Here is a 20777-nt window from a genome sequence, read left to right as displayed (position 1 = left end):
ACTATGATGGGTCAAAATAGCGGCGAATTTTGAAAAACCGCTTGAATCCCTAAGGTGTTTCGAGCTTTGCCGCATTCCGGCGGTTAGTCGCGGAATTCGGAAATACGCACTCACTAATTTTCAACTTTGCAGAAGACGAGCCAAAACCATGAGCATGATTGTCGACGTTCGCGGACTTCAGATCCTGGACAGCCGCGGTAACCCCACGGTGGAAGTCGAAGTGATTTTGGACAGTGGCGTGGTTGGCCGCGCTGCCGTTCCTAGCGGTGCCTCGACCGGCGTGCACGAAGCTTTGGAGCTTCGCGACGGTGACAAGAGCGTTTACCTGGGCAAAGGCGTGACCAAAGCAGTCGAGAACGTCAACGACGTGATCGCCGACGCTTTGATCGGCGAAGATGCTACCAGCCAGACGCACATCGACGAATTGATGATCGAACTGGACGGTACCCCAAACAAGGCCAAGCTGGGTGCCAACGCGATCCTCGGTGTTTCGCTGGCTGTTGCCAAGGCCGCCGCGGCTGCTTCGGGTCTGCCGCTGTACCGTTACCTGGGTGGTGTCGGTGCTCGCACGCTGCCAGCTCCAATGATGAACATCGTCAATGGTGGTTCGCACGCCGACAACAACGTCGACGTTCAAGAGTTCATGGTCTTCCCATTGGGCTTCGACAAGTTTGGCGACGCCCTTCGCTGTGGCGTGGAAGTGTTCCACAGCCTGAAGAAGGTGCTCAAGGGTAAGGGCCTCAACACGGCCGTCGGTGACGAAGGTGGTTTTGCTCCGAACCTGGGTAGCAACATCGAAGCACTCGACCTGATCATGGAATCGATCGACGCTGCTGGTTACAAGGCCGGCGAACAGGTCTACATCGCTTTGGACGTTGCTTCCAGCGAACTGTACAACAAGGACAAGAAGACCTACACGATCGACGGCAAGGAAATTGATTCCGCCGGCATGGTCGACTTCCTGGCTGCTTGGGCCGACAAGTACCCGATCGTTTCGATCGAAGACGGCTGTGACGAAGACGACTGGGAAGGTTGGAAGATGCTGACCGACAAGATCGGCGACAAGGTCCAACTGGTCGGCGACGACTTGTTCGTTACCAACACCGAACGTCTGCAACGCGGTATCGACGAAGACATCGCCAACAGCATCCTGATCAAGGTCAACCAGATTGGTTCGCTGACCGAAACGATCAACGCGATCCAACTGGCCCACGCCAACGATTACACCAGCATCGCCAGCCACCGCAGCGGTGAAACGGAAGACTCGTTCATCTCCGATCTGGCCGTTGCTCTGGGTACCGGTCAGATCAAGACGGGCTCCGCTTCGCGTAGCGATCGTATGGCCAAGTACAACCAGTTGCTGCGAATCGAAGCCGAACTGGGCGACCTGGCCCTGTACGGCGGTCCAGCTCTGCTGAAGCGTCGCGGCTAAAGCCAGCAATGATTTTCGGGTACCGGGAACCACTCCTAGTGCCCGGAAGCTTGCATCAATGACGAAAACCATTGTAGGGGGCCCATTGTGGCCCCCTGCTTTTTCTTTCGCCCAAATTGTAGGCGTGGGTTAGACTAGTTGCATGAGCGAACACTCGACCCCACAGCAAGAGCCGATAACCGATTCCCCTTGGTTTTGGCTGTATCTGTTCGCCACATTTGCCTTGATCCTACTGATTGCCTTTCAGTGGAAGCTTGATGTCCGGCAAGCCAACATCGAACGGCAGCACCAGGCACGTCAGCTTGCCAATCAGCCGGATGAGATTGCCACGGAAGAGCCGGTGACCGTATCAAGCCCCGGCAACACGCTGATCGGATGGAACTACCTGGTCGCCGTGTTGGCTGTCCTCGTCGCGGTCGGTTGGATCCGACTGTGGTACGTGCGGTTCCGCTTTTGGGGAAAAGAGGCACCCGAGACTTCAACCTCACGGTGATTTGCGTATGTGGATCTTCGAACAATCATTGCCGATCATCATCATGGCCGTCATCGGCGGGGCCGTTCTTGCCGGCACGATGCTGCAAACCGGCAAGCAGCTCTTCCTGTACCTGCTGATAGGGTGGATCGCCGTCTGTGCGTTGTTGTTGGCCTTAGAGTATTCGATCGTGACCGATGGCGAACGCATTGAAGCGGTCATCTATCGAATTGCAGAAGCGCTCGAAGCCAATGATGCCGAAGGGGTCAAAGAGCACATCTCGCAAGACTCGCCCCAACTCAAAGCCGAGGCCGAACGACAGATGGCCTACGTGCAGATCGAGAGTGTCAAGCTGAAGCGTAACCTCGAGGTCACCATCAACCCCGGCAGTACACCGATCATCGGCGTGGCCAAGCTGAACGTGAAAATGACGGGGCATCTCAAGAACAACGAGGGATGGAACGGTGACTTCGCCACGTTCATGGTTCTCACTTTCCAGCAAGATCCTGATGGCGAATGGCGTGTGATCGGCTACCAGTTCTTCGACCCACGCGGAGAACAAGCCGGTGAGATCACCCCACCCATCTCTGCTGTAATCGTCTCGGGATTTTGAAGATTTTTCCCCAGAACGGCAAATACGGTAATTAACGTAGGTAAAGAGAAGGTAGAATCCGGGTTGCAATTCGGGGCTGATGACGTCGCTTGGCGGCGCAAGAATCAAGAATCGCTCAATACCAAGCCCCAGCCCGGCCATATGACCTGAGTCGCTGAAAAAGCGGCACGCTGCCCTTGGTCATGTGGCTGGGCATTTTTTTTGCCTTGCCGAGCAGGTCAAACCCTCGATCAGAGAGGCCAGATCGCGGCAACTCTTCTGTTATTCGCGGGGCGCTTCTCTTCCCTCAAGTCACTCATCCCCCAAAAGCTGTGTTGTCGGTGGTTTCCATCGACGGTCACTATTCTGAATCGGGTGACTTTGGCAATTCTTCCTCTGCCAAATTGTCATTTCGACAAATCCAGTTGCCAAACCATTGGAAATTTGTACACTACCTGGCAGTCCAGTAAATGAACGTATTTACACTAAAACCAATGGAATGAACCATTTAAGACAAAATCGCGTCATTCGGACATTGTTTGGCACGGTCTGTGCAATTGCTCAGAGACACCAAAACAACCACCCTGGGATTTTTTCTTTTTGCAACGGAGTGTAAAACCATGTTAGTTCTGACTCGCAAGCAGCAGCAGCAAATTCAAATCGGCGAAGGCGTCACCATCACCATCTTGAAGGTGAAGGGAAACACCGTTCGCATCGGGATCGAAGCACCTAACGATGTGAAGATCGTCCGTGCTGAACTCGAACCGGAAGAAGAAGCTGCTCCGGCTGAGGAATCGGAGCCTCAGACAGCCGTGTCGCGTATCGATCAGATCGAGTCGGCAACTGCAAGTAACCAGGCCAAGGAAGATTACCGCGTCGTCTCGTTTCGCGTGAAGCAAGAGTCGACTGATAGCCAGCGAAATGATTCTCCCCGAGCCAAGAGCATGCGAGACTTCCTAGCTGCTAGGGCTGCCAATTCGGTAAGCTAATCGAACGAAAGCGACTCCCCTAGTTGCGCTCAATTGGGCGATGGGGGAGTCGTATAGATGCTGGGCCGAAGCGGATTGGTTTGCTGAGGAGCAAGCCGCTCGACTGGGGCCAGATGACTTGCCGGCATCACTGGATCTTGCAGAATAGGTTCAATCGCCGGCTGTTGAAGCGAGCTGTAGTATTCCTGCCGCAACTGTTGGACGTGCTCTCGCAAGATACGTCGAACTTCAATCACGCTTTGCGGATTACGATGCACCGTATTGTGATCTGCTGTCACGACCTTCTCGGATACCGCCTCGTCCAGGTGGGCGCTCTCGTACTTCACGACACCATCGCTGCGCCCTGAGAAGTAACCGAACCAGGTATCCTGATCGACCACACCAATCACCGTATGGTATTTGACCCACGGTGCTTTCGGGGCGTCGAGGATCTCTGGCAGAACTGGCGAATCCGGGGCCAACGAGTCGACGCTCGTACTGATCTCTAATAGGTCTCGATTGCGGAAGAACCCTGGGTTCTCGGCAATGAGTCGATTGCTACTACCGGTTACAAAACTTGGCAGGGCAATCAAGTTCTTGCCAAGCCAGCGTGTCGTGGAATTGGCAAAGTCACTTCCGCGGTGTGGCGTGCCCATCGTGATCACGCGTCGAACCGATGTGTTGGGCTCGAAGAACAGAACATTCTTGAGCGCTTCGGTGTCTTCCGGACTGCCTTTAAGTAGGTTCGGTGGTTGATCAGAAATCAGGTTCCAGAAGTCGTTCTGGCTTTCAATGGTCTGCATGCGTGAAACAAGCCCGCCCATGCTGTGCCCCACCAGCACCATTTGATCGAGTGCTATCGCTGAATGCTGCGGGTCAAGGTCTGCGCGCATGGCGTTCAAGTCGGATCGGAACTGCGCAGCTGAGATCCAGAATGGTTGCCCGGTCGGGTAAAGATAGAACCAGAACTGGTAGTTCTCGCGGATCTCTGGCTGGGCACGCAGGTCGTTGAACATTTCCAGCCAGGTCATCGGGCTGGACCACAGACCATGCACCATCATCACCGGGATCTTCTTGGGATCGTACGGTTCAAGCATGTAAATACCGCGTTGTTCCTGCTGTTCGCCTGGGGTCAGCATGCCGAGAGTTGCCAGGTAGGTTTGCGATACCTTACCCGAATCCAGCAGGTAAGCCAGCGGCGTGCTGATATCGGCTTCTAGCGGAATCGTTCGGCTATGGATCGCGATCTCCGGCTGTTCCAGTGGATCGTACAGCAGGATCTTACAGTAATGGATTTTCTTGTTCGTTTCGGGGTCAACCTGCGGTGTGTGTTCGACCTGCAAAAATGCCGTGAGTGCGAACGTCAGGTTGGGCGGAAAGTAATCGGCGCCGGGGGCTTCCGGCGGATGGTCTTTGCACTCGGCAATCAGTGGAACGCCAAGACCGTACTGTCGATGCTGGTTCTTGAGCCCTTCGACCTGGTAGTCGGAGGTGAACTTGAAGTCTTGGAATTCGGTGTCTTTCCAGCGGCCAACCGTATCGAGCGACACATGGAAGACGTGATTGGGCGTCTTGATTCGATAGGTTTCGCCTTGCTTCAGGCGGCCTTGAGCCTTGACCAGCCGTAGCGACCCTTCGAGCGATTTATTGTAGATGTCGCAGGCCTGGCGGAAACGTGGGTCGTAGCCGTCGGCCGCAACCCCTTCTTTGCATTCGAACAGAAAGTAATACGCGTGCGACACGCTGCCGGCGTACAGTTCAAGTGCCGTTGCGTTCTTGCCCATCGCATCGGCCCGGGTGGCGGCGATGTACGAGAGTTCGGCAAACGTGTACAGGTTTTCCGCAGTTGGTTCGGTTTCGATGATCTCGGCCAGTTCCGCGAGCCCCTTTTCGTAGCTTCCGTCGGCATACTTCTCCATGCCGAGCACCCGCAGCGATTGTCGGGTTCGATCGGTGACCTTGGGGCCACTATGCGACATCAACTGCAAGGGACCTTCCAGCGGATTGCTGGGTGACTTGCGAACGCTGGCCCACTTTTGTGTGGCACAGCCGGAAGTCATCGCGACTCCCAGAATAAGGACGACGATCCATTTGGATTCCCCACGCGAACCGCGCCAGATGCTGGCGGGCATGAACCAGTGTTTTGGATGGATCATGGTACGCGATCTCGAATCGAGTATTTGGGAACTCCAGGGACACAATTGCCTAATAGCCAAGTCCTACGCTGGACATAGCAAGAGGCCGGAAGACAATACAAAGATCCAGAAAAGTACGTCAATGTGAGATCAGCAAGAAATCCTTGATCCCAGCCGAGGAGTTTTACGATCAGCGATCGCGACGATCTTCCCCCGTTTGATACCCGTTGGAACGAGTGGCCCCGCCCTGATGACGAGGCTATTCGCGAGGCCTTACTCCGCGCGCATGAAGACGGTAGCTGGGGCCGCTATCACGGACCGAACGTCGAGCAGCTCGAAGCGAAGCTGGCCGCGTTTCACGACGTGCCAGCATCGCTGTCGTGTGCGTCAGGAACGATCGCTGTGCAGATTGCCCTGCGTGGCCTGAACTTGCCTGATGGGTCGGAGGTGATCCTCGCGGCGTACGACTTCCCTGGGAACTTCCGGGCGATTCAAGATAGTGGGCTGTTCCCGGTGCTGGTCGATATCAATCCACGCACCTGGTGCCTGGATGCGGAAACGGTCGAAGCGGCCATTACCGAGAAGACATCCGCCGTGATCGTTTCCCACCTGCATGGCGGCATCGCCGATATGCCAGCGATCCGCGAAATGGCCGATCGCCGCGGCATTGCCGTGGTGGAAGATGCCTGTCAGGCCCCGGGTGCCAAGCTGCACGGTAAGCGACTGGGAACGTTTGGTGATGTCGGTGTACTCAGCTTCGGGGGAAGCAAGCTACTGACCGCCGGGCGAGGCGGTGCGATCATGAGCGAACGGACCGATGTGATGCAGCGGGCCAAGATTTTCTGCGAACGGGGAAATCACGCGTTTCCGCTAAGCGAGCTACAAGCTGCCGTGTTAATACCTCAGCTGGAGCGTCTCGATGAAACCAATCACACGAGACATTCTCGCGTGCAGCATCTCAGAAAGCTGCTTGTATCCTGGGAAGAATATCTGAGCCCTATCGAATTGCGGGCAGACAGTACACCAGCATTCTATAAGCACGCATGGCTTGCCAAGAATCAGCAAGTAGCCAAGTCGCTGGTGGGAAGATCGGAAGCGATCGATTTACCGTTGGATAGTGGGTTTCGTGGATTTACGAAACGTCCCGATAGCCAAGCTCGAAAGGTGGGAACACTCAGTTCCGCAAGAAACGCGGCGTCCCAAACGGTCATCCTTCACCATCCCATCCTTTTGCACGAGATTGAGGCAATAGAGTGGATTGCCCAATGGATCTCACGAGAGCTGGATGCCATGGTTGCAGGTGGGTTTGATGCCAACAGTTAGAGCATCTGACTCCCAACGCCGTGATTTACGAAAGTGGCTGCTTGAACCAACGGCGTTGGGGCACGTGCACTAGCTTGCCGAGTGGCTATAGCTTGCTGCGTTCGCGTTCATCAGGCCGGTCAGGGCCAGAACGGCATCATCGTCGAGTTCCAACTCGACTTCGCCACGCAGGATACGGACATCCTTCGGAGCATCGACACCAATGGTGACTCGATTGCCAGAGATGCGATTCACGACGATTTCGATGTTGTCGCCAATCTTGATGGAATCGCCAACTTTTCGACTCAGAACTAACATGACCTCACTCCTCCGTGGCTAATTAAATTGGATCGTCTTGACCGGGTACTTTGCCCTTGGTGAGGTCTCGACACCCTGCGTGCCGAACACCCTCGCCTCGCTGTCCCCCAAGTGCAACTCAAGGGCCAGAAACCAACAAAACTGTCTGGGATGACCTTGAGTTTCTCGTAAGTTATTCTGCTTCAACACTTTCCGCTTGGAAAAATTTGTTCAATTTGGCTCAAGTATTTGGGCCTTGTGGTCGACACGCTGTCTTAATTTGAGAAGCCTCGGTCAAACTGAGATCAAAAGCGGTCGATTTCGCACTCTTTCAGGCCGACCGCTTCGGTTCGTCACACACCTCTCTTGGCCAGATCAAGCAAAGTCTACGCGTAAGAATGGGCGAAAATGGTCAAATCCTAACCACAGGGGCACGAATATTAGTTATATATAGGGGTATCGGGTCTTTTGAGCTAAGATCGACAAACCTTAGCGAATACCAAGCAACATGTAGGCGGTTCGCCGGCCTTGCCAGGGTTGGACGCTTAACAATCAGGTCGGTTAGTAAAAAACCAACGAAGAAACCCGGAGATAACGGACATTTGGGCTGAGCGTTTGAAGAACGGCCAAAAGCACCAGGATGTCGATGGTCTGCACCCTCGCTCAGGTGGCAATTTCTAGAAAATTCCTGTTTTGTATTCTGAATCGTTGCCGATACGCTTAGTGTGCAGTACCATCGTAGAGGGACCCGCTAATGGGCTGCATGGTTTATTTCTCTGCTACTGGACTTTTTCTTAGTATCACCTCGAATGCCCCAGGGAAAATGGATCTGTGCTGTGGTCGTTCGTCGAACGTCACTGGGAATGGAGTTCTGGCTCAAGTCAGACCAAGAGCGTGCACGATGGTCGTTTCCCGACTTCTGTTTGCCCGATCATTCTGATCATCACAAGATCGTCCATCATATCCAAGACCGTTGGCATCTTAAGGTTCGTTCGCTAGCATCTAACCCTGTCGCCACGCTGCGTCGCTCGCGAAACGAAGAGCCCGGGGTCATCAAAGCCCATGTATTTGAATATATGGGTAAGCATTCCGATGCGACCGGCCCGGTCGACTTTCGCTATCGCTGGTGCCTGTTAGAAGAAGCCCAGCGACGTATCCGCCGAAAGCCCATGCAACGGATCGTTCAAGATGTGCAAAGAGAATACGGTGACTTGGTCCCGCTGTTTGATTGTCCTTAGTCTTCTGCTTCTCTGCCCGGCTTTTGGGTTCGCTCAAGAGCAGACATTCGACCAGCTGAACACGAAGCTCCGCGAGGCACTGGACAAAGACGATCACAAGCAGGCGATTTCGCTGCTTAACCAGATGATCGAGATGAAGCCTGACCTTCCGAATCTCTATTATTATCGCGCCACTGAGAACTACATGGCCGAGAACTTTCGCCAGTCGGTAAAAGACTTCGACCAACTCATCAAGCTTCAGCCTGGCCGTAGCGACAGCTTGTGGGAACGGGGCATCTCTTGCTACTACGCTGGCGACTACGCCGACGGAGCCAAGCAGTTTCTCGACTATCAAAACTACCACGATCAGGACGTCGAGAACTCGGTCTGGCGATACCTCTGCCTGGCCAAGTCCAAGGGGCTCGCCAAAGCACGCGAAACGCTGATCCCAATAGAACGCGACCCACGGCCAGGCCTGCAGGAAGCATTAGAGATGTACCGCGGCAACGTCACGCCGGAGAAACTACTTGAGCAGATGGAAGCGACCAAGCTTACCGGGGAAGCCGCCGCTGGTTATCGTTTCTACACGCTGCTTTACGTCGGGCTGTACTATGTCGCCGAAGGCAAAGATGACCTGGCTGCCAAATACCTGAAGATGGCGGCGGATCCGAAGCTGCTCGAGGCCGGGCCTTCGCGGATCAGTACCTACATGTGGGCGACGGCCGGCATTGGGTATCGCGATGTCATTAATCGCCAAAACAAGCCGGCCGGCGGCCAAAAGTAGCTTTTCGGCCCGCGCCGCGTTATCCTGGGACTTGCACTCCACACATGTCCCTCTCTTCTTCCTCCCACCGATCGAGATGCATCTCATGAAGCGAATCTCCCTTTTCCTTGCGCTGCTTCTATTGGTTGTTGTCCAGCAAACGGCAGGCGCCCAGCAGCGTCCGAATTTCCTGGTCATTCAGTGCGACGATCTCGGCTATGGCGACCTGGAGTGCTACGGCCATCCATCGATCAAAACGCCAAGCCTCAACAAGCTGGCTTCCCAGGGCGTACGTTTCACGTCTTGCTACAGTGCCGCCCCGGTTTGTTCCCCCTCGCGAGCCGGCCTGGTTACTGGGCAAACGCCGACCCAGGTTGGCATCTACGATTGGATCCCTGGTGGCTCGCCGATGCACGTCCAGGCCAACGAGATCACCGTCGCCAAGCTGTTGAAAGAAGCTGGCTACCAAACCGGACTGTTCGGCAAGTGGCACTGCAACGGAATGTTCAATTCCCCCAATCAGCCGCAACCAAATGACCTGGGATTCGACTATTGGTTCGCCACGCAGAACAACGCGTCCCCTTCGCATGAGAAGCCAGTCAACTTTGTCCGCAACGGCGAGAAGGTCGGCCCGACCGACGACTTTTCCTGCCAAGTGGTGGTCAACGAGGCCAGCCACTGGCTGGAAGACATCAAAGAGGACGGTAAGCCGTTCTTCGCCCTGGTTACGTTCCATGAACCGCACGAGCCAATCGCTTCGCCGGACGACCTGGTGAAGACCTACCCCGACGCCGACAAGCGGGGCGAAGCACTGTATTACGCGAACGTCACGAACATGGACCAGGCTGTTGGCCGCTTGATGGAGACGATCGACAAGCTGGGCGTGGCCGACAACACGCTTGTGCTGTTCACCAGCGACAATGGGCCTGAGACGCTCGACCGTTACCGAAATGCGTGGCGATCGCATGGTTCGCCGGGACCACTGCGGGGGATGAAACTGCACATCTACGAAGGCGGGATTCGTGTGCCCGGCATTGCCCGCTTCCCCGGGAAGCTAGAAGCCGGGACCGAGTCAGACGTGCCGGTTTGCTCGCTCGATATCCTGCCGACCTTCTGCGAACTAGGCGGAGCCAACATCCCGGCCGGCGCCAAGCTCGATGGAACCAGCCTGGTTGGCCTGATGCGTGGCGAGACGGTCGAGCGAACCAAGCCGCTGTTCTGGCATTACTATCGAGCCTACAACGATGCGAAGGTAGCTGTGCGAGATGGCGACTGGAAGCTGGTCGCCCTGTGGGACCAAGGCGAAGTCAAACCGGGAGCCGCCTACCAGAAAGGTGACTACTCGATGATTCGCAACGCGAAATTCAAGACATTCGAGCTCTACAACCTGACCGAGGACATCGCCGAAACCAAAGACGTTGCGGCCGATCATCCTGAGATCGTCAGCAAGCTGAAGAAGGCCTTGCTCGATAAGTATGACGAAGCAACGGCCAACGCTCCCGACTGGTACGCGGAAGCGAAGTAGTCTCTATTGGCTGGCTGGAAGCCACATCTAGATCGAGTGGTTGCCCCCGTAGCCGCCGTGTTGGCCGCCACCCTGGCCACCGTTATGTCCACCACCATGTCCTGGTCCACCTGGACCGGGACCGCCGGGACCACCAGGGCCTGGCAGTGGTGTCGGGAATGGATACTGATAGGGGAAGTTCTGGTAGATCGGACCTAAACCACCGTAAGGCGGCCCCCACAGTTGATAAGGAACCGAGTAGGGACGGAACGGGCGTTCCCATTCGCCATACGGACGTACCGGGCGGCCCCATTCTTCGACCACGTGCAATTGATCCAGGCTTCCGTCACCGGTTCGGATGGTCGAGCGGCGGTGGTGATAGCCAGACTTCAGATAGGTCGGGTTCTCGTACACGTACGCTGGCTGCGGACGAGAATACTGCGCGGCACGCTCTCCGGTTTGCGGGTCGTGGCTGTAGTAGCTAGGGGCGAGCAGCCAATCGTTGGCGGTAGCTACATTAGCGAATACGGCGATGGCAGCCACGGACAGAAGTCCGAGCAGAGTCACTTTTCGTACAAACATGGCAATGTCGATCAAACACGCGCAGCGACGCGGAATCCATCCACGCACGGGGTGCGCACTTCGACGCCGGCTTCAGTTGCCGGTAAAAAAATGAAAAGTGAATCGGGGTACTTCTACCCTAATCAAGGACTTCCAGATTCCAAGGCTTCATTTCATCGATTTGCGCACGTTCGGTCATGTCGAAGTGCAGCGGCGTGAGGGTCAGATACCCTTTTTCAAGTGCCGAGAGATCGGTTTCTTCCTCGCCGTGTTCGGGCGGCGGATCGCCAGTAGCCCAGTAATAGTCCCGGTTTCGGGGGTCTTTCCGTTTGATGAAGTGCTCGCCGTACCGAGCCACGCCCATCGGCACGATCTTTAGCTCCGCCTCACCAGGCGGTAACTTCGTGGCGGGGGTGGGAATGTTCAGGTTATACAGCCTGGGAGAGCTCGACTTGTGCTCGAGAATCTGGCTGATGATCTGCCGAGCCATCTCAGCTGCCCGGTCGAACCGAGCGTGTTCGTCCCATTCCAGGGAAACCGCGATGCTGGTGATCCCAAAGAACGCCCCTTCGATCGCCGCGCCGACCGTACCGGAGTACAGCACGTTGATCCCAGCGTTCAGTCCGCCATTGATCCCGCTGACAATCAGGTCCGGTCGCTCGTCCATCAGTTCGACAACGCCCAGTTTCACGCAGTCGGCCGGGCTCCCTTCCACGGCGTACCCTCTTCGCCGGTCGCCATCGTAGATCTCTTTGCAGACCAGGGGTGATAGAAAAGTAATCGAGTGCCCTACTCCGCTTTGCTCGGTAGCGGGAGCAATCACGGTAACATCGCCAATGGCTTGCAGGGCCTTTTCCATGGCCGCCAAGCCAGGAGCGTAAATGCCGTCGTCGTTCGCTAGAAGTATTTTCATCGTGGTTCCACCTCGGGTTTTTCTTTCATCTTACGGCAATTTGAACGTCGGTACATGTGCCTCACCAAGGCTTAACGATTCGCGCCAGCCGTCGCGTGGTGCCAGGGAGGAGAGCTTTTACGACAGCCTGCCGCGTGAATTTACAGGTGAAACTGTGTGGCATCGTTGTGCAATGTTTCATGGGTTACGAGGGAAAGAAAAACTAAAATAAACAAATCACTTGACGAATGAAGTCGCGGTTAACTGCCAGGTCGGCATCCTTGCTGATCAAATAACCAAGGCCATCTCAACGCTAGGCGAAGCAGCAACAGTTTGCTGCGAGTTTTTTCTTACTTACATCTGTCGAGGGTTTATTAGAAACCCTGATGGAATCGCCTCGCTGATTTTGGCGGTCGTCGCGATCATCGAACTCTGAAGCAAAGGTTCCTGCCAATGTCTCTAGCTACCGCTCCAGTCGTATCTCGCCCATCGCGGCGTGGTTTTACCCTGGTCGAACTGCTGGTGGTGATCGCCATCATTGGGGTGCTGATCGCCCTACTGTTGCCGGCTGTGCAACAGGCCCGCGAAGCCGCTCGCCGTATGCAGTGCTCGAACAACATGAAGCAAATGGGGCTGGCGGTTCACAACTTCCATGACACCTACAACGGCATGCCACCTTCGGTTGCGTTCCAGTGGGGTCACACGACCTGGTCGTTCCTGTTGCCATACATCGAGCAAGGTTCGCTCTACGATCAGATGGACATCCGCGTCTGGCCAGAAGCAGACGACTCGGCCAGTGGCGCGACCAACAACCGAGCTGTCTTCTCGCAGGAAGGTGCCAAGAACATCAGCGTCTACATGTGCCCATCGCGTCCTCAGCGTGAATCGGGCCTGGAAGTCGCCGGGCACAAGTTCGGAGCGTACGACTACACCATCCTGTCCTACTCACGTAACAGCGACCAATGGAACGAATTCTCGTTCTGGCAAAACCTGGACGAACAAGATCAAGCGTTGCGTATGGCCAAGACGACTCCCGGTGCGTGGCCGCTTGCCATCAGCAGCTGGAAGCCTCGCGATCAGTTCAGCCGCGTTACCGACGGCTTGAGCAACACGGCTCTGTTTGGCGAAAAGCACGTTCCAGTCGAAAAGCTTGGCAAGTGCTGCAACGCTGGCAATGGCGAAACGGACGGTTTCTTCTTCTTCAACGGCCCTTGGGGTGATCGTGAAGTGATGGCTGCCGGTCCCGTTAAGAATCGTCCGCTGGCTCGTGGTCCGAACCATGTTGTGACCGACGTCGTCTCGGCTGGCTCGCCAACCGTCGGAAGCTGGCACCCAGGCGTGGTTCACTTCCTGATCGCCGACGGTTCCGTCCGCACCATTCCAGTGACCGTGGACCAGGATACGCTCCACAACCTGGTGCGTTGCAACGACGGCCAAGTCCTGACCCTCCCGTAAGGGAAGAAAGTAGAGGCCCTATGCGGTCTCGCACAGTTACCAAGTGAAAGTGCAGCAGCGGAAGCCCCCGGCATACGCCTGCACTTTCAACCAACGGTCTTTCTTCACTTACCCATCATTTAGGACAAGACATATCATGAACTGGATCGGCACATTCGCGGTGGGTGCCTTGCTCGTCGCAGCGACCGGTTGCGGAGCCGGCGGAAGCTCGGTTACCGGAACGGTCACTTTGGAAGACGGAACGCCGGTTACCAACGGGCGAATCATCTTCACCTCGAAAGAACTGAACCTCAGTGCCAACGGATCGATCAACGCCGACGGCACATACGAGCTTTCCACCTACGAAATGAACGATGGCGCCCCGGAAGGAAACTACCAGGTCACCATCACGGCCATGCAGCGGGACCAACGCGCAGTCGAAATTACCGAAACTTCGACCAAAGATCGTGGTCGACAGGCCAATTCCCGCCGGGTAGGAACGATGCCCAAGCCGCTCATTCACCCAAAGTATGGCAACTCGGCCTCGTCCGGGCTCACTGCAGAAGTGAAGCTTGGTCGCAACGAGATTAACTTCCAGGTCGAAGGCCCGAAGTAAAACGCTTACGTACGACCCTTACGCTTCGTGTACGACAGGTGGCGGGTCCGAGCAGTCTTCCTTGTTTGGCAGAGACAAAGAAGGATTCGCTCGGCCCGCTTTCTGTATTTAATGCCAGAGCTGCCTGCGGGTAGCCGTAGCGCTGATCCGCCCTGTCATGTTTTTTGTAGTGTTTGTTGCAAATTCTTTAAAAGTGAAAGTGTGTGGGGTGGCTGTGCAATGTTTCATTTTCAGTCTGAACCCGCAAATCTAAACTAAATAAATCGCTTGACGCACTCAGCGAGGATTAACTGCCAGGTTGACTGTCTTGTTTGCCACCTAATCCCGCGCAACTCTCCGTAAGGCGTCTTAGTGATCGATTGCTTCGGCTTTTTCCTGACTCTTACCAGTCGGGCTTAGTAAGAAAATGTGATGAATGAGACGCTTGCGTAGGGTGGCCGTCGCATTCATCAACCACCTAAATCAAAGGTTCCTGCCAATGTCTTGTGTCACTAGTGCTTTCAGCGGTCGCGCGATGCGACGTGGTTTTACCCTGGTCGAACTGTTGGTGGTGATTGCCATCATCGGTGTGTTGATCGCCCTGCTCTTGCCGGCCGTGCAGCAAGCTCGTGAAGCAGCTCGCCGTATGCAGTGCACCAGCAACATGAAGCAGCTCGGTCTGGCCGTACACAATTTTCACGACACGTATGACAAGATGGTCCCTCTGGCCATCGCTAAGGAAGGCCACTCAGCGTTTTCGCTGTTGCTGCCGTACCTGGAGCAAGACAACCTGTACAACCAGCTCGATACCATGGGCCAGCCTGACCAAGGCGTCAGCCTGACCGCGTTGACCTCCGATGGTGCCAAGGGACTGAGCGTCTTCATGTGCCCTTCCCGCTCGGCTCGTGAAATGAACGGCGACGGCGGTGGTCACTACCAAGGCACCGGGTTCGCAGCGTACGACTACGGGATTCTGACCTACCACGGCGGCAACACCGGTTGGGACGAATGGAACCTGCACAACGACACCAGCCAGTCGAATCAGCGTCAGGCGTTGCGGATGGCCAAGACGAATTTCAGCTACATTCCGAACCTCGACTCCGATACGGTCACCACCTGGAGCGGTCGCGACTCGTTCGCTCGTGTCACCGATGGTCTGAGCAACACGGCTCTGTTCGCCGAAAAGCATGTTCCGGCTGAAAAGCTGGGTGCTTGCTGCACGCCTGAAAATGGCGAACGTGACGGCGTGATCTTCAACTTCGGTAGCTGGGGACGTGCTCACGGCGTGCTGCTGCCGGTGCGTGGTCGTGGTTTTGCCAAGGGTCCGCAAGACGTGATCTACAACCTGCATAATGCAGGCGAACCGCAATTGGGCAGCTGGCACTCGGGCAACGTGGTCAACATGTTGATGGCCGACGGTGCCGTGCAGACGATCGCCCCGACGCTCAGCCAGGTTGTTCTGGAACGCCTGGTCATGTGCAACGACGGCGAAGTCAACTCGCTTCCGTAACGCTCGTTTGAAATGACGAATTCCTGCCAGCAATCCATTCAAATGAGTATGACCATGAAACGTTTTAGCATTCTTCTTTTTGCTTTGGTGGCGATCGTGCCGCTGGTCGGCTGCGGCTCGTCGGATAACTCGACCGTAACCGGCGTCATCACGACCACCGATGGCCAGGTTGTTTCCGGCGGTCGGATCACCTTCACGTCGGTCAGTCCGCCGATCAGTGCTTCGTCCCGCATCGCCCCGGATGGCTCGTACGAGCTTTCCTCGGTCGAGCCTGGCGACGGTGCCCCGGTCGGTCATTACCAGGTCGCGATCGTCTCGAAGATCAGCACCGCCGGCGGCGACGGTCGCAATGGCCGCTCGGTGGCCACCTCAAAGTCGCTGGTACACGACAAGTACGCTGACATTCGTACCTCGGAGCTCACCGCCGAGGTCACCCCTGGAAGCAATAAGATCGACTTCACCGTCGAACCGCCGAAGAAGTAATTCGTCGTACGACCCCTACGACTCGCGTACGACAGGTGGCGGGCTCGAGCAAATTTCCCTCGTTTGGCAGAACGAAGGAAGCCATTGCTCGGCCCGCTTTCCGCTTTCGAATCTGAGCCGTTTCTCTGGCATGCTCTGCTTAACTCACATGTGTGTGCCAGTGCCGCCCTCGGCAGTGCGAATTCGGGGAAGTTCTTACTATCGCTTGAATCGTGCTGCCGACCGTGAGATTATGTGGGCTCTTCTCCAAGCCATAATCATCGATCGACGTGAAACGAATGACCAGCGACCAACCTGCCGACCCGCTAGAATTACTCATTGTTGAATGCGATGATCCAGAAAAGATCATCCGTGCCGTCAACAATCTCATGCCAAAGATGCCTAGTGACTTGAGAGTGCCGATCAGTGTGCTGATGCTCGATATCGTCGGCATGCATGGCAAGCAAGGGCTCTATGATCGCTTCAACAACCGTAGTATTGCCTCCTTGATCTCGGAATATCGCGATCAATTCGATATTCGTCCGATTGTCGAAGGGGAGAGAGACGGCGTGAAGTTCCAGCTCTTCGAAGATCCGAATAAACGCGACCAGTGAGGTTTTGGAAAGGTAGCTAGTGAATCTGTTCAATACAACTCTCCGCTTCACACTGCCGGGGGCGGCAGGGGCACACCGAGGGAGATTGAACCAGATGGAATCCTTTAACGCTTGGACCATCGCTTGATCCTCCGATCCAGGCGGTTAGACTTGGCCTAGCGAGATTCTCTTCCTCGAAGCAAGTCCCACCGATCGGAAACTAACCTCATGCGAACCTGGCTTCTAGCTCTACTGCTGTGCAGTCTCTGTGTCTCCCCGGTTCTGGCTCAAGAGAAAGCCAAGCCTGATCCGTTTTACGATGCGTTTGCCAATCCGTCTGATCAGGAAGGGCTACCCCGCGTGTTGATTGTGGGGGACTCGATCTCCATCGGTTACACGCCGCGAGTACGGAAGCTATTGGACGGCAAAGCCAACGTTCATCGGCCCAATACCAACTGCCGCTGGTCCGCGTTCGGGGCCGAGCATATCGACGAGTGGATCGGTGATTCGAAGTGGGATATCGTGCACTTCAACTTCGGTCTGTGGGATTGGTACGGTTGGAGTCAGCCGGTGAAAGCCACGCCAGAGTCGTACGCGAAGAGCCTGGACACGATCGTCACCAAGCTGAAGGCCAAGACCGACGCGGCGCTCATCTTCGGCGTCACAACGCCTCCCTGTATTGGGCCTGAGAAGAAGGTGAAGTTCGTCGTGAGTGAAGACCGGGCCAAGGAGTTCAACGATGCGGCCATCGCCGTGATGAACAAGCACGGCGTGACGATCAATAACCTGTACGAGGTCATCGGCGACGACCGAGCCAAGTACCAGAAAGGGGAAGACGACGTCCACTACAACGACGCCGGTCGCGACCGCCTGGCCCAGGCCGTGGCCAAGCAGATTCTGGCGGCGGTCAAGGCCGAGCAGTAGCGGCCAATCACTTCGGCATCCGCGTCTGCAAGAGCGACAGAACGCGTCGCGACTGCACTTCCGCTGGTTGGGCGACGCTTCCATTTTTCGTCACCAGCACAAACTTCTCGACGCCAGGGGAAGCGTCCCAGTAGCCGTCTGGCGTATAGGCGATCCAGCCGAAGCCTTTTTCCAAACGAATCACGTGGACCCAGGCAAAAGGGGCGAAGGTCTGTGCATCGAGCAGTTCGATTTCGCTCGTGCCGGTCGACCTCGCAATCACTCTTCCGCCGAAAGCGACGCTCGCCTCGCGGCCTTGCCATGTTTGGGGGACTTGCCCATTTAGCGTTACCACGCCCCCTTGCTGATAGTCGTTTGCCACCAGGAAGGTCGTGACTGGCGTATCGGGAATGGGTTCGGCTGAATCAATCTGATCGAAAGGGAGTTTCGTCTCGGCGTAGTTCTGGTCGACGTACAGCGAGTAACCATACGAGCCAAGCATCCAGCCGCTGCCAGCATTGACGGGGCCGTCGAGATACTCCTTTTCGCCAAGCACACGTTCGTATTTGATTTGGCCGCTGGAAAGATCGTAGAGCCGTAGGGATCTTTGTGTCGAGCCTCGGCGATTGAGGTAATGCTGAACCAGAAGCTCGCTTCCATCGCGATTGAAAGCAACGGACGAAATGTACTCGTGTGCGTCTTTTTCCGAGGTACGCATGATTCGCTGAATCACTTTTCCATCGCTTGCCGAAAAGATGGTGACCAGTTCTTCTGTATCACGTACGGCCGCCGTGAAGCGACTTGCATCTGGCGAGAAGGTTACCGTGGGGCGATCAAAACCTTCGGGGGCTTCTCGCTGCCAGACGGGGGCGCTCTTCTCTGGCGCGTAGTAGCTCAACTGATCGCGATCTCGAACCAGCCAGCCAGGCCCGACGAAGAGCGTCCACTGATTCTTTTCTTTCGGGTTGTACTTGAACTGGGGCAGCGTCAGGACTTCCTGGCCTGTCTCCAAGTCGGTGACGTGACCAGCCGATTCGTGCAGAAGTCGACCACGACAGACGTCCACGCTCGAAGGAACCTTGCCATCACGTACGCTGAGATTTCCGGTGGAGGGAATGGTCAACAAGCTTCGCTGTGCGTCGCCATGATCCATCACTGAAGCGATGCGTTGGTCGTCGGCTACCAAGGCCCACACGCCTCCGGGGAAACCGACTCGATGAGCCGAATACTGCGAACGGCCTTCTTGAGTACGAGGCATCGCAGCCGCAATTTCCGTCTTCCATCGCTCGATGGATGGGGGAAATTTATATTCAGGATCTGCCTGTGGAGGGTTCATGCGATCGTCATATCGATCGGGCCCGAATCCCTGCCGGATCTTTCCGGTGCTGAGGTTTAGCTGCGCATGACAGTCATACCCTTGTGCTTTTCGGCTGCGGATATTGCCACCGGTGCCTGCCGCGATGACCTCATCGCCGTCAAATGCCACCACGAAGTTTGTCCTTACCGGCGTGTCGATCTGGGCGATCCACTGACCAAGCTTCAGGTCAAAGACGCCCAACTTTGCCACGTCACCGCCGAATGAACGAGTCGCCGGAAGTGGTACCTTAAGATTGCCCAGCACGGCGAGTTTCTCGTCGGCTGGATCGATGGCCAAAGCCCCCGTCACCCCTTCCAGTAGCCGTCGAGGCGAGCCATCGTTCAAGTCAATGCGATAGATGTGCTCGGTGGTGGAAACCACGAACCAATCACCGCTGCCAGCAATCGCGACGGCTTGGATGTCCCGCGGCATGTGGACGGTCAGCAAGACCTGCGACGACTCTTGATTAACCACATGAAAGAGGTGCTTGGCCCACTTTCCCCGGCCAGCAGCTAATGTACCGTCTGCAGAAACGGCCAGCGGCAGCAGGGCAACATCCTGAACGGTGACTCGCCAGTGATCGTTTTCCTGCGCGAGCGAATGCCCCGAGCCGGCAAGCACCAAGAGCATTGTGCCGATGAGAATGCGGCCGAGCATGCGGGTTCTCCCGAGAGCGATACGACGTGATGACTAGCTTGGGCTAGGATACCACGATTCACTCGCAAGGCGGTGAGAATTGCAAACGGAGGTTTCCCAGGTCCATGGCCCCGGCTTCTTGTCCGGGGCCATGCCAGCCGATATCTACAGGCGATTTAGAATTCGCCTATGACGTTGCCATCGCGGATGGAAAGCAGGAACTCAAACGTCGAGTTCACGTTGGCGTTGGTGTTGTGCTCGATCGTTTCCGGGATAAAGCGGACCGAGCCATCCCCCAAGCAAAACTGCGCGCCGCCGGGGTGCATGCTGGTGTAGGAGCGGCGGCATTGGTTATTCTCGGGACAATTGATCTTACGATGGCCGCCTGCGGACACAGAGCCGAGCCCCTTGCCATCGGCATCGAAATACCCACTCGTTCCCCAGAACATCGCCCCTTGCGGTTCATTGTTCCCGGCAAGTGGATGGAGGTAACTGCGTTCGCCGATGATGATCGTGTTCGTAGTGCCATCGACGAAATCGCGGAACGAGGTATCGCTATTACGATAGAAGACGCCATCGGCATCGCTGTTGGGGGTGCCGCGAAAGTTGCGAATCTGTCCGCTGCTATTGTTCACCACGTAGTTGGAAACGATTCCGTGGCGATTCACATCGGCGATCGTGTCGCGATACTTGCGAGCGGCAATCGAGCCGTTGTGCTTCTCAGGGCCAGCGTCCGATGGGCAGCGTACCGCGGAAAGCGGGGTTTGAATCACCTTCCGCTTGGCGTTCTTGTTGACTGCGTCCACGGCCGTATTGCTGCTGACTTGTAAGCGATCGTAGGCCGAATTCTGTTCGATGTAAGGGGCAATCATGGCTCCCCAAGCCCACAGCGCGATTCGATCGTGCGACGTGTCGCCGGTAAACACATACGCAGACGGCATGCTGCCGATCACGTCATGGTAGTTATGCATCGCCAGCCCCAACTGCTTGAGGTTGTTGGTGCATTGCATCCGCCGTGCTGCTTCACGGGCTTGCTGGACCGCCGGCAATAGCAGCGCGATCAGCACGCCGATAATGGCAATCACGACCAGTAGTTCCACGAGCGTGAACGCATGCCTTCGAGACGAAGTATGAGACATGACAACTCCTTGT

The 20777-nt window shown here is 56.0% G+C and carries 20 protein-coding genes; 14 read left to right on the top strand and 6 right to left on the bottom strand.

The genetic code is table 11. The features are described from left to right. Positions 1 to 148: 148 nt before the first annotated feature. The 4 genes from eno (at position 149) to PSR63_RS01550 (ending at position 3485) form a co-directional block, all read left to right on the top strand. On the top strand, positions 149 to 1432 hold the full coding sequence (eno, locus tag PSR63_RS01565) for a phosphopyruvate hydratase (RefSeq protein ID WP_274330145.1): 1284 nt from the start codon (positions 149 to 151) through the stop codon (positions 1430 to 1432). 142 nt (positions 1433 to 1574) lie between these two features. Continuing rightward, on the top strand, positions 1575 to 1925 hold the full coding sequence (locus tag PSR63_RS01560; protein WP_274330143.1) for a hypothetical protein: 351 nt from the start codon (positions 1575 to 1577) through the stop codon (positions 1923 to 1925). A 7-nt stretch (positions 1926 to 1932) separates the two neighbouring features. Further along, on the top strand, positions 1933 to 2517 hold the full coding sequence (locus PSR63_RS01555) for a hypothetical protein (RefSeq protein WP_274330141.1): 585 nt from the start codon (positions 1933 to 1935) through the stop codon (positions 2515 to 2517). Positions 2518 to 3116: 599 nt separating this feature from the next. Then, entirely contained in the window at positions 3117 to 3485 is a 369-nt protein-coding gene (locus PSR63_RS01550) for a carbon storage regulator (protein WP_274330140.1), read from the top strand. Positions 3486 to 3514: 29 nt separating this feature from the next. Here PSR63_RS01550 and PSR63_RS01545 read toward each other — a convergent pair whose 3' ends face one another. Continuing rightward, a complete protein-coding gene (locus PSR63_RS01545) occupies positions 3515 to 5620 on the bottom strand; it encodes an esterase/lipase family protein (protein WP_274330138.1) in 2106 nt (701 codons plus the stop codon). Positions 5621 to 5788: 168 nt separating this feature from the next. Between PSR63_RS01545 and PSR63_RS01540 the strand changes: the two genes are divergently transcribed. Further along, complete coding sequence (locus PSR63_RS01540) at positions 5789 to 6922, top strand: DegT/DnrJ/EryC1/StrS family aminotransferase (RefSeq protein ID WP_338000681.1); 1134 nt, start codon at positions 5789 to 5791, stop codon at positions 6920 to 6922. 69 nt (positions 6923 to 6991) lie between these two features. Here the strand turns inward: PSR63_RS01540 and PSR63_RS01535 are convergent, their stop codons facing one another. Next, positions 6992 to 7219 (bottom strand): carbon storage regulator, encoded by a 228-nt coding sequence (locus PSR63_RS01535; RefSeq protein ID WP_274330136.1) that lies wholly within the window; start codon positions 7217 to 7219, stop codon positions 6992 to 6994. An 815-nt stretch (positions 7220 to 8034) separates the two neighbouring features. Here PSR63_RS01535 and PSR63_RS01530 point away from each other — a divergent pair. The 3 genes from PSR63_RS01530 to PSR63_RS01520 all read left to right on the top strand — a co-directional run bounded on the left by PSR63_RS01530 (position 8035) and on the right by PSR63_RS01520 (position 10703). After that, positions 8035 to 8436: a hypothetical protein gene (locus PSR63_RS01530; RefSeq protein ID WP_274330134.1), complete on the top strand. Its 402-nt coding sequence runs from the start codon at positions 8035 to 8037 to the stop codon at positions 8434 to 8436. Next, positions 8405 to 9199, top strand: a complete 795-nt coding sequence (locus PSR63_RS01525) for a tetratricopeptide repeat protein (protein ID WP_274330132.1) — start codon at positions 8405 to 8407, stop codon at positions 9197 to 9199. Before PSR63_RS01530 ends, PSR63_RS01525 begins: the two co-directional genes overlap by 32 nt. 85 nt (positions 9200 to 9284) lie before the next feature. Then, the gene (locus PSR63_RS01520; protein ID WP_274330130.1) at positions 9285 to 10703 is read left to right on the top strand and encodes a sulfatase-like hydrolase/transferase; all 1419 of its coding nucleotides are present in this window, start codon (positions 9285 to 9287) and stop codon (positions 10701 to 10703) included. A 27-nt stretch (positions 10704 to 10730) separates the two neighbouring features. Here the strand turns inward: PSR63_RS01520 and PSR63_RS01515 are convergent, their stop codons facing one another. After that, positions 10731 to 11264 (bottom strand): hypothetical protein, encoded by a 534-nt coding sequence (locus PSR63_RS01515; protein ID WP_274330127.1) that lies wholly within the window; start codon positions 11262 to 11264, stop codon positions 10731 to 10733. A gap of 118 nt (positions 11265 to 11382) precedes the next feature. Further along, on the bottom strand, positions 11383 to 12156 hold the full coding sequence (gene surE, locus PSR63_RS01510) for a 5'/3'-nucleotidase SurE (RefSeq protein ID WP_274330125.1): 774 nt from the start codon (positions 12154 to 12156) through the stop codon (positions 11383 to 11385). Positions 12157 to 12588: 432 nt separating this feature from the next. Between surE and PSR63_RS01505 the strand changes: the two genes are divergently transcribed. The 6 genes from PSR63_RS01505 (at position 12589) to PSR63_RS01480 (ending at position 17653) form a co-directional block, all read left to right on the top strand. Beyond that, positions 12589 to 13590, top strand: a complete 1002-nt coding sequence (locus PSR63_RS01505) for a DUF1559 domain-containing protein (RefSeq protein WP_274330123.1) — start codon at positions 12589 to 12591, stop codon at positions 13588 to 13590. A gap of 136 nt (positions 13591 to 13726) precedes the next feature. Then, on the top strand, positions 13727 to 14185 hold the full coding sequence (locus PSR63_RS01500) for a carboxypeptidase-like regulatory domain-containing protein (RefSeq protein ID WP_274330121.1): 459 nt from the start codon (positions 13727 to 13729) through the stop codon (positions 14183 to 14185). 478 nt (positions 14186 to 14663) lie between these two features. Further along, the gene (locus PSR63_RS01495) at positions 14664 to 15674 is read left to right on the top strand and encodes a DUF1559 domain-containing protein (RefSeq protein ID WP_274330119.1); all 1011 of its coding nucleotides are present in this window, start codon (positions 14664 to 14666) and stop codon (positions 15672 to 15674) included. Between the two features lie 54 nt (positions 15675 to 15728). After that, positions 15729 to 16157 carry a carboxypeptidase-like regulatory domain-containing protein gene (locus PSR63_RS01490; protein WP_274330117.1) on the top strand — a complete coding sequence of 143 codons (429 nt, stop codon included), beginning with the start codon at positions 15729 to 15731 and terminating at the stop codon, positions 16155 to 16157. 278 nt (positions 16158 to 16435) lie between these two features. Beyond that, positions 16436 to 16750 carry a hypothetical protein gene (locus PSR63_RS01485; protein ID WP_274330115.1) on the top strand — a complete coding sequence of 105 codons (315 nt, stop codon included), beginning with the start codon at positions 16436 to 16438 and terminating at the stop codon, positions 16748 to 16750. 207 nt (positions 16751 to 16957) lie between these two features. Further along, entirely contained in the window at positions 16958 to 17653 is a 696-nt protein-coding gene (locus PSR63_RS01480; RefSeq protein WP_274330113.1) for an SGNH/GDSL hydrolase family protein, read from the top strand. Between the two features lie 7 nt (positions 17654 to 17660). On the opposite strand, the gene PSR63_RS01475 is transcribed toward PSR63_RS01480, so the two are convergent. Further along, positions 17661 to 19646 carry a hypothetical protein gene (locus PSR63_RS01475; protein WP_274330111.1) on the bottom strand — a complete coding sequence of 662 codons (1986 nt, stop codon included), beginning with the start codon at positions 19644 to 19646 and terminating at the stop codon, positions 17661 to 17663. A gap of 155 nt (positions 19647 to 19801) precedes the next feature. Further along, complete coding sequence (locus tag PSR63_RS01470; protein ID WP_274330109.1) at positions 19802 to 20764, bottom strand: DUF1559 domain-containing protein; 963 nt, start codon at positions 20762 to 20764, stop codon at positions 19802 to 19804. Positions 20765 to 20777 lie beyond the last annotated feature (13 nt).

It is taken from the genome of Bremerella sp. P1 (genome assembly GCF_028748185.1).
In the GTDB taxonomy this organism is placed as follows: Bacteria; Planctomycetota; Planctomycetia; order Pirellulales; family Pirellulaceae; genus Bremerella.
This window is presented reverse-complemented; position numbering and strand designations above follow the sequence as displayed.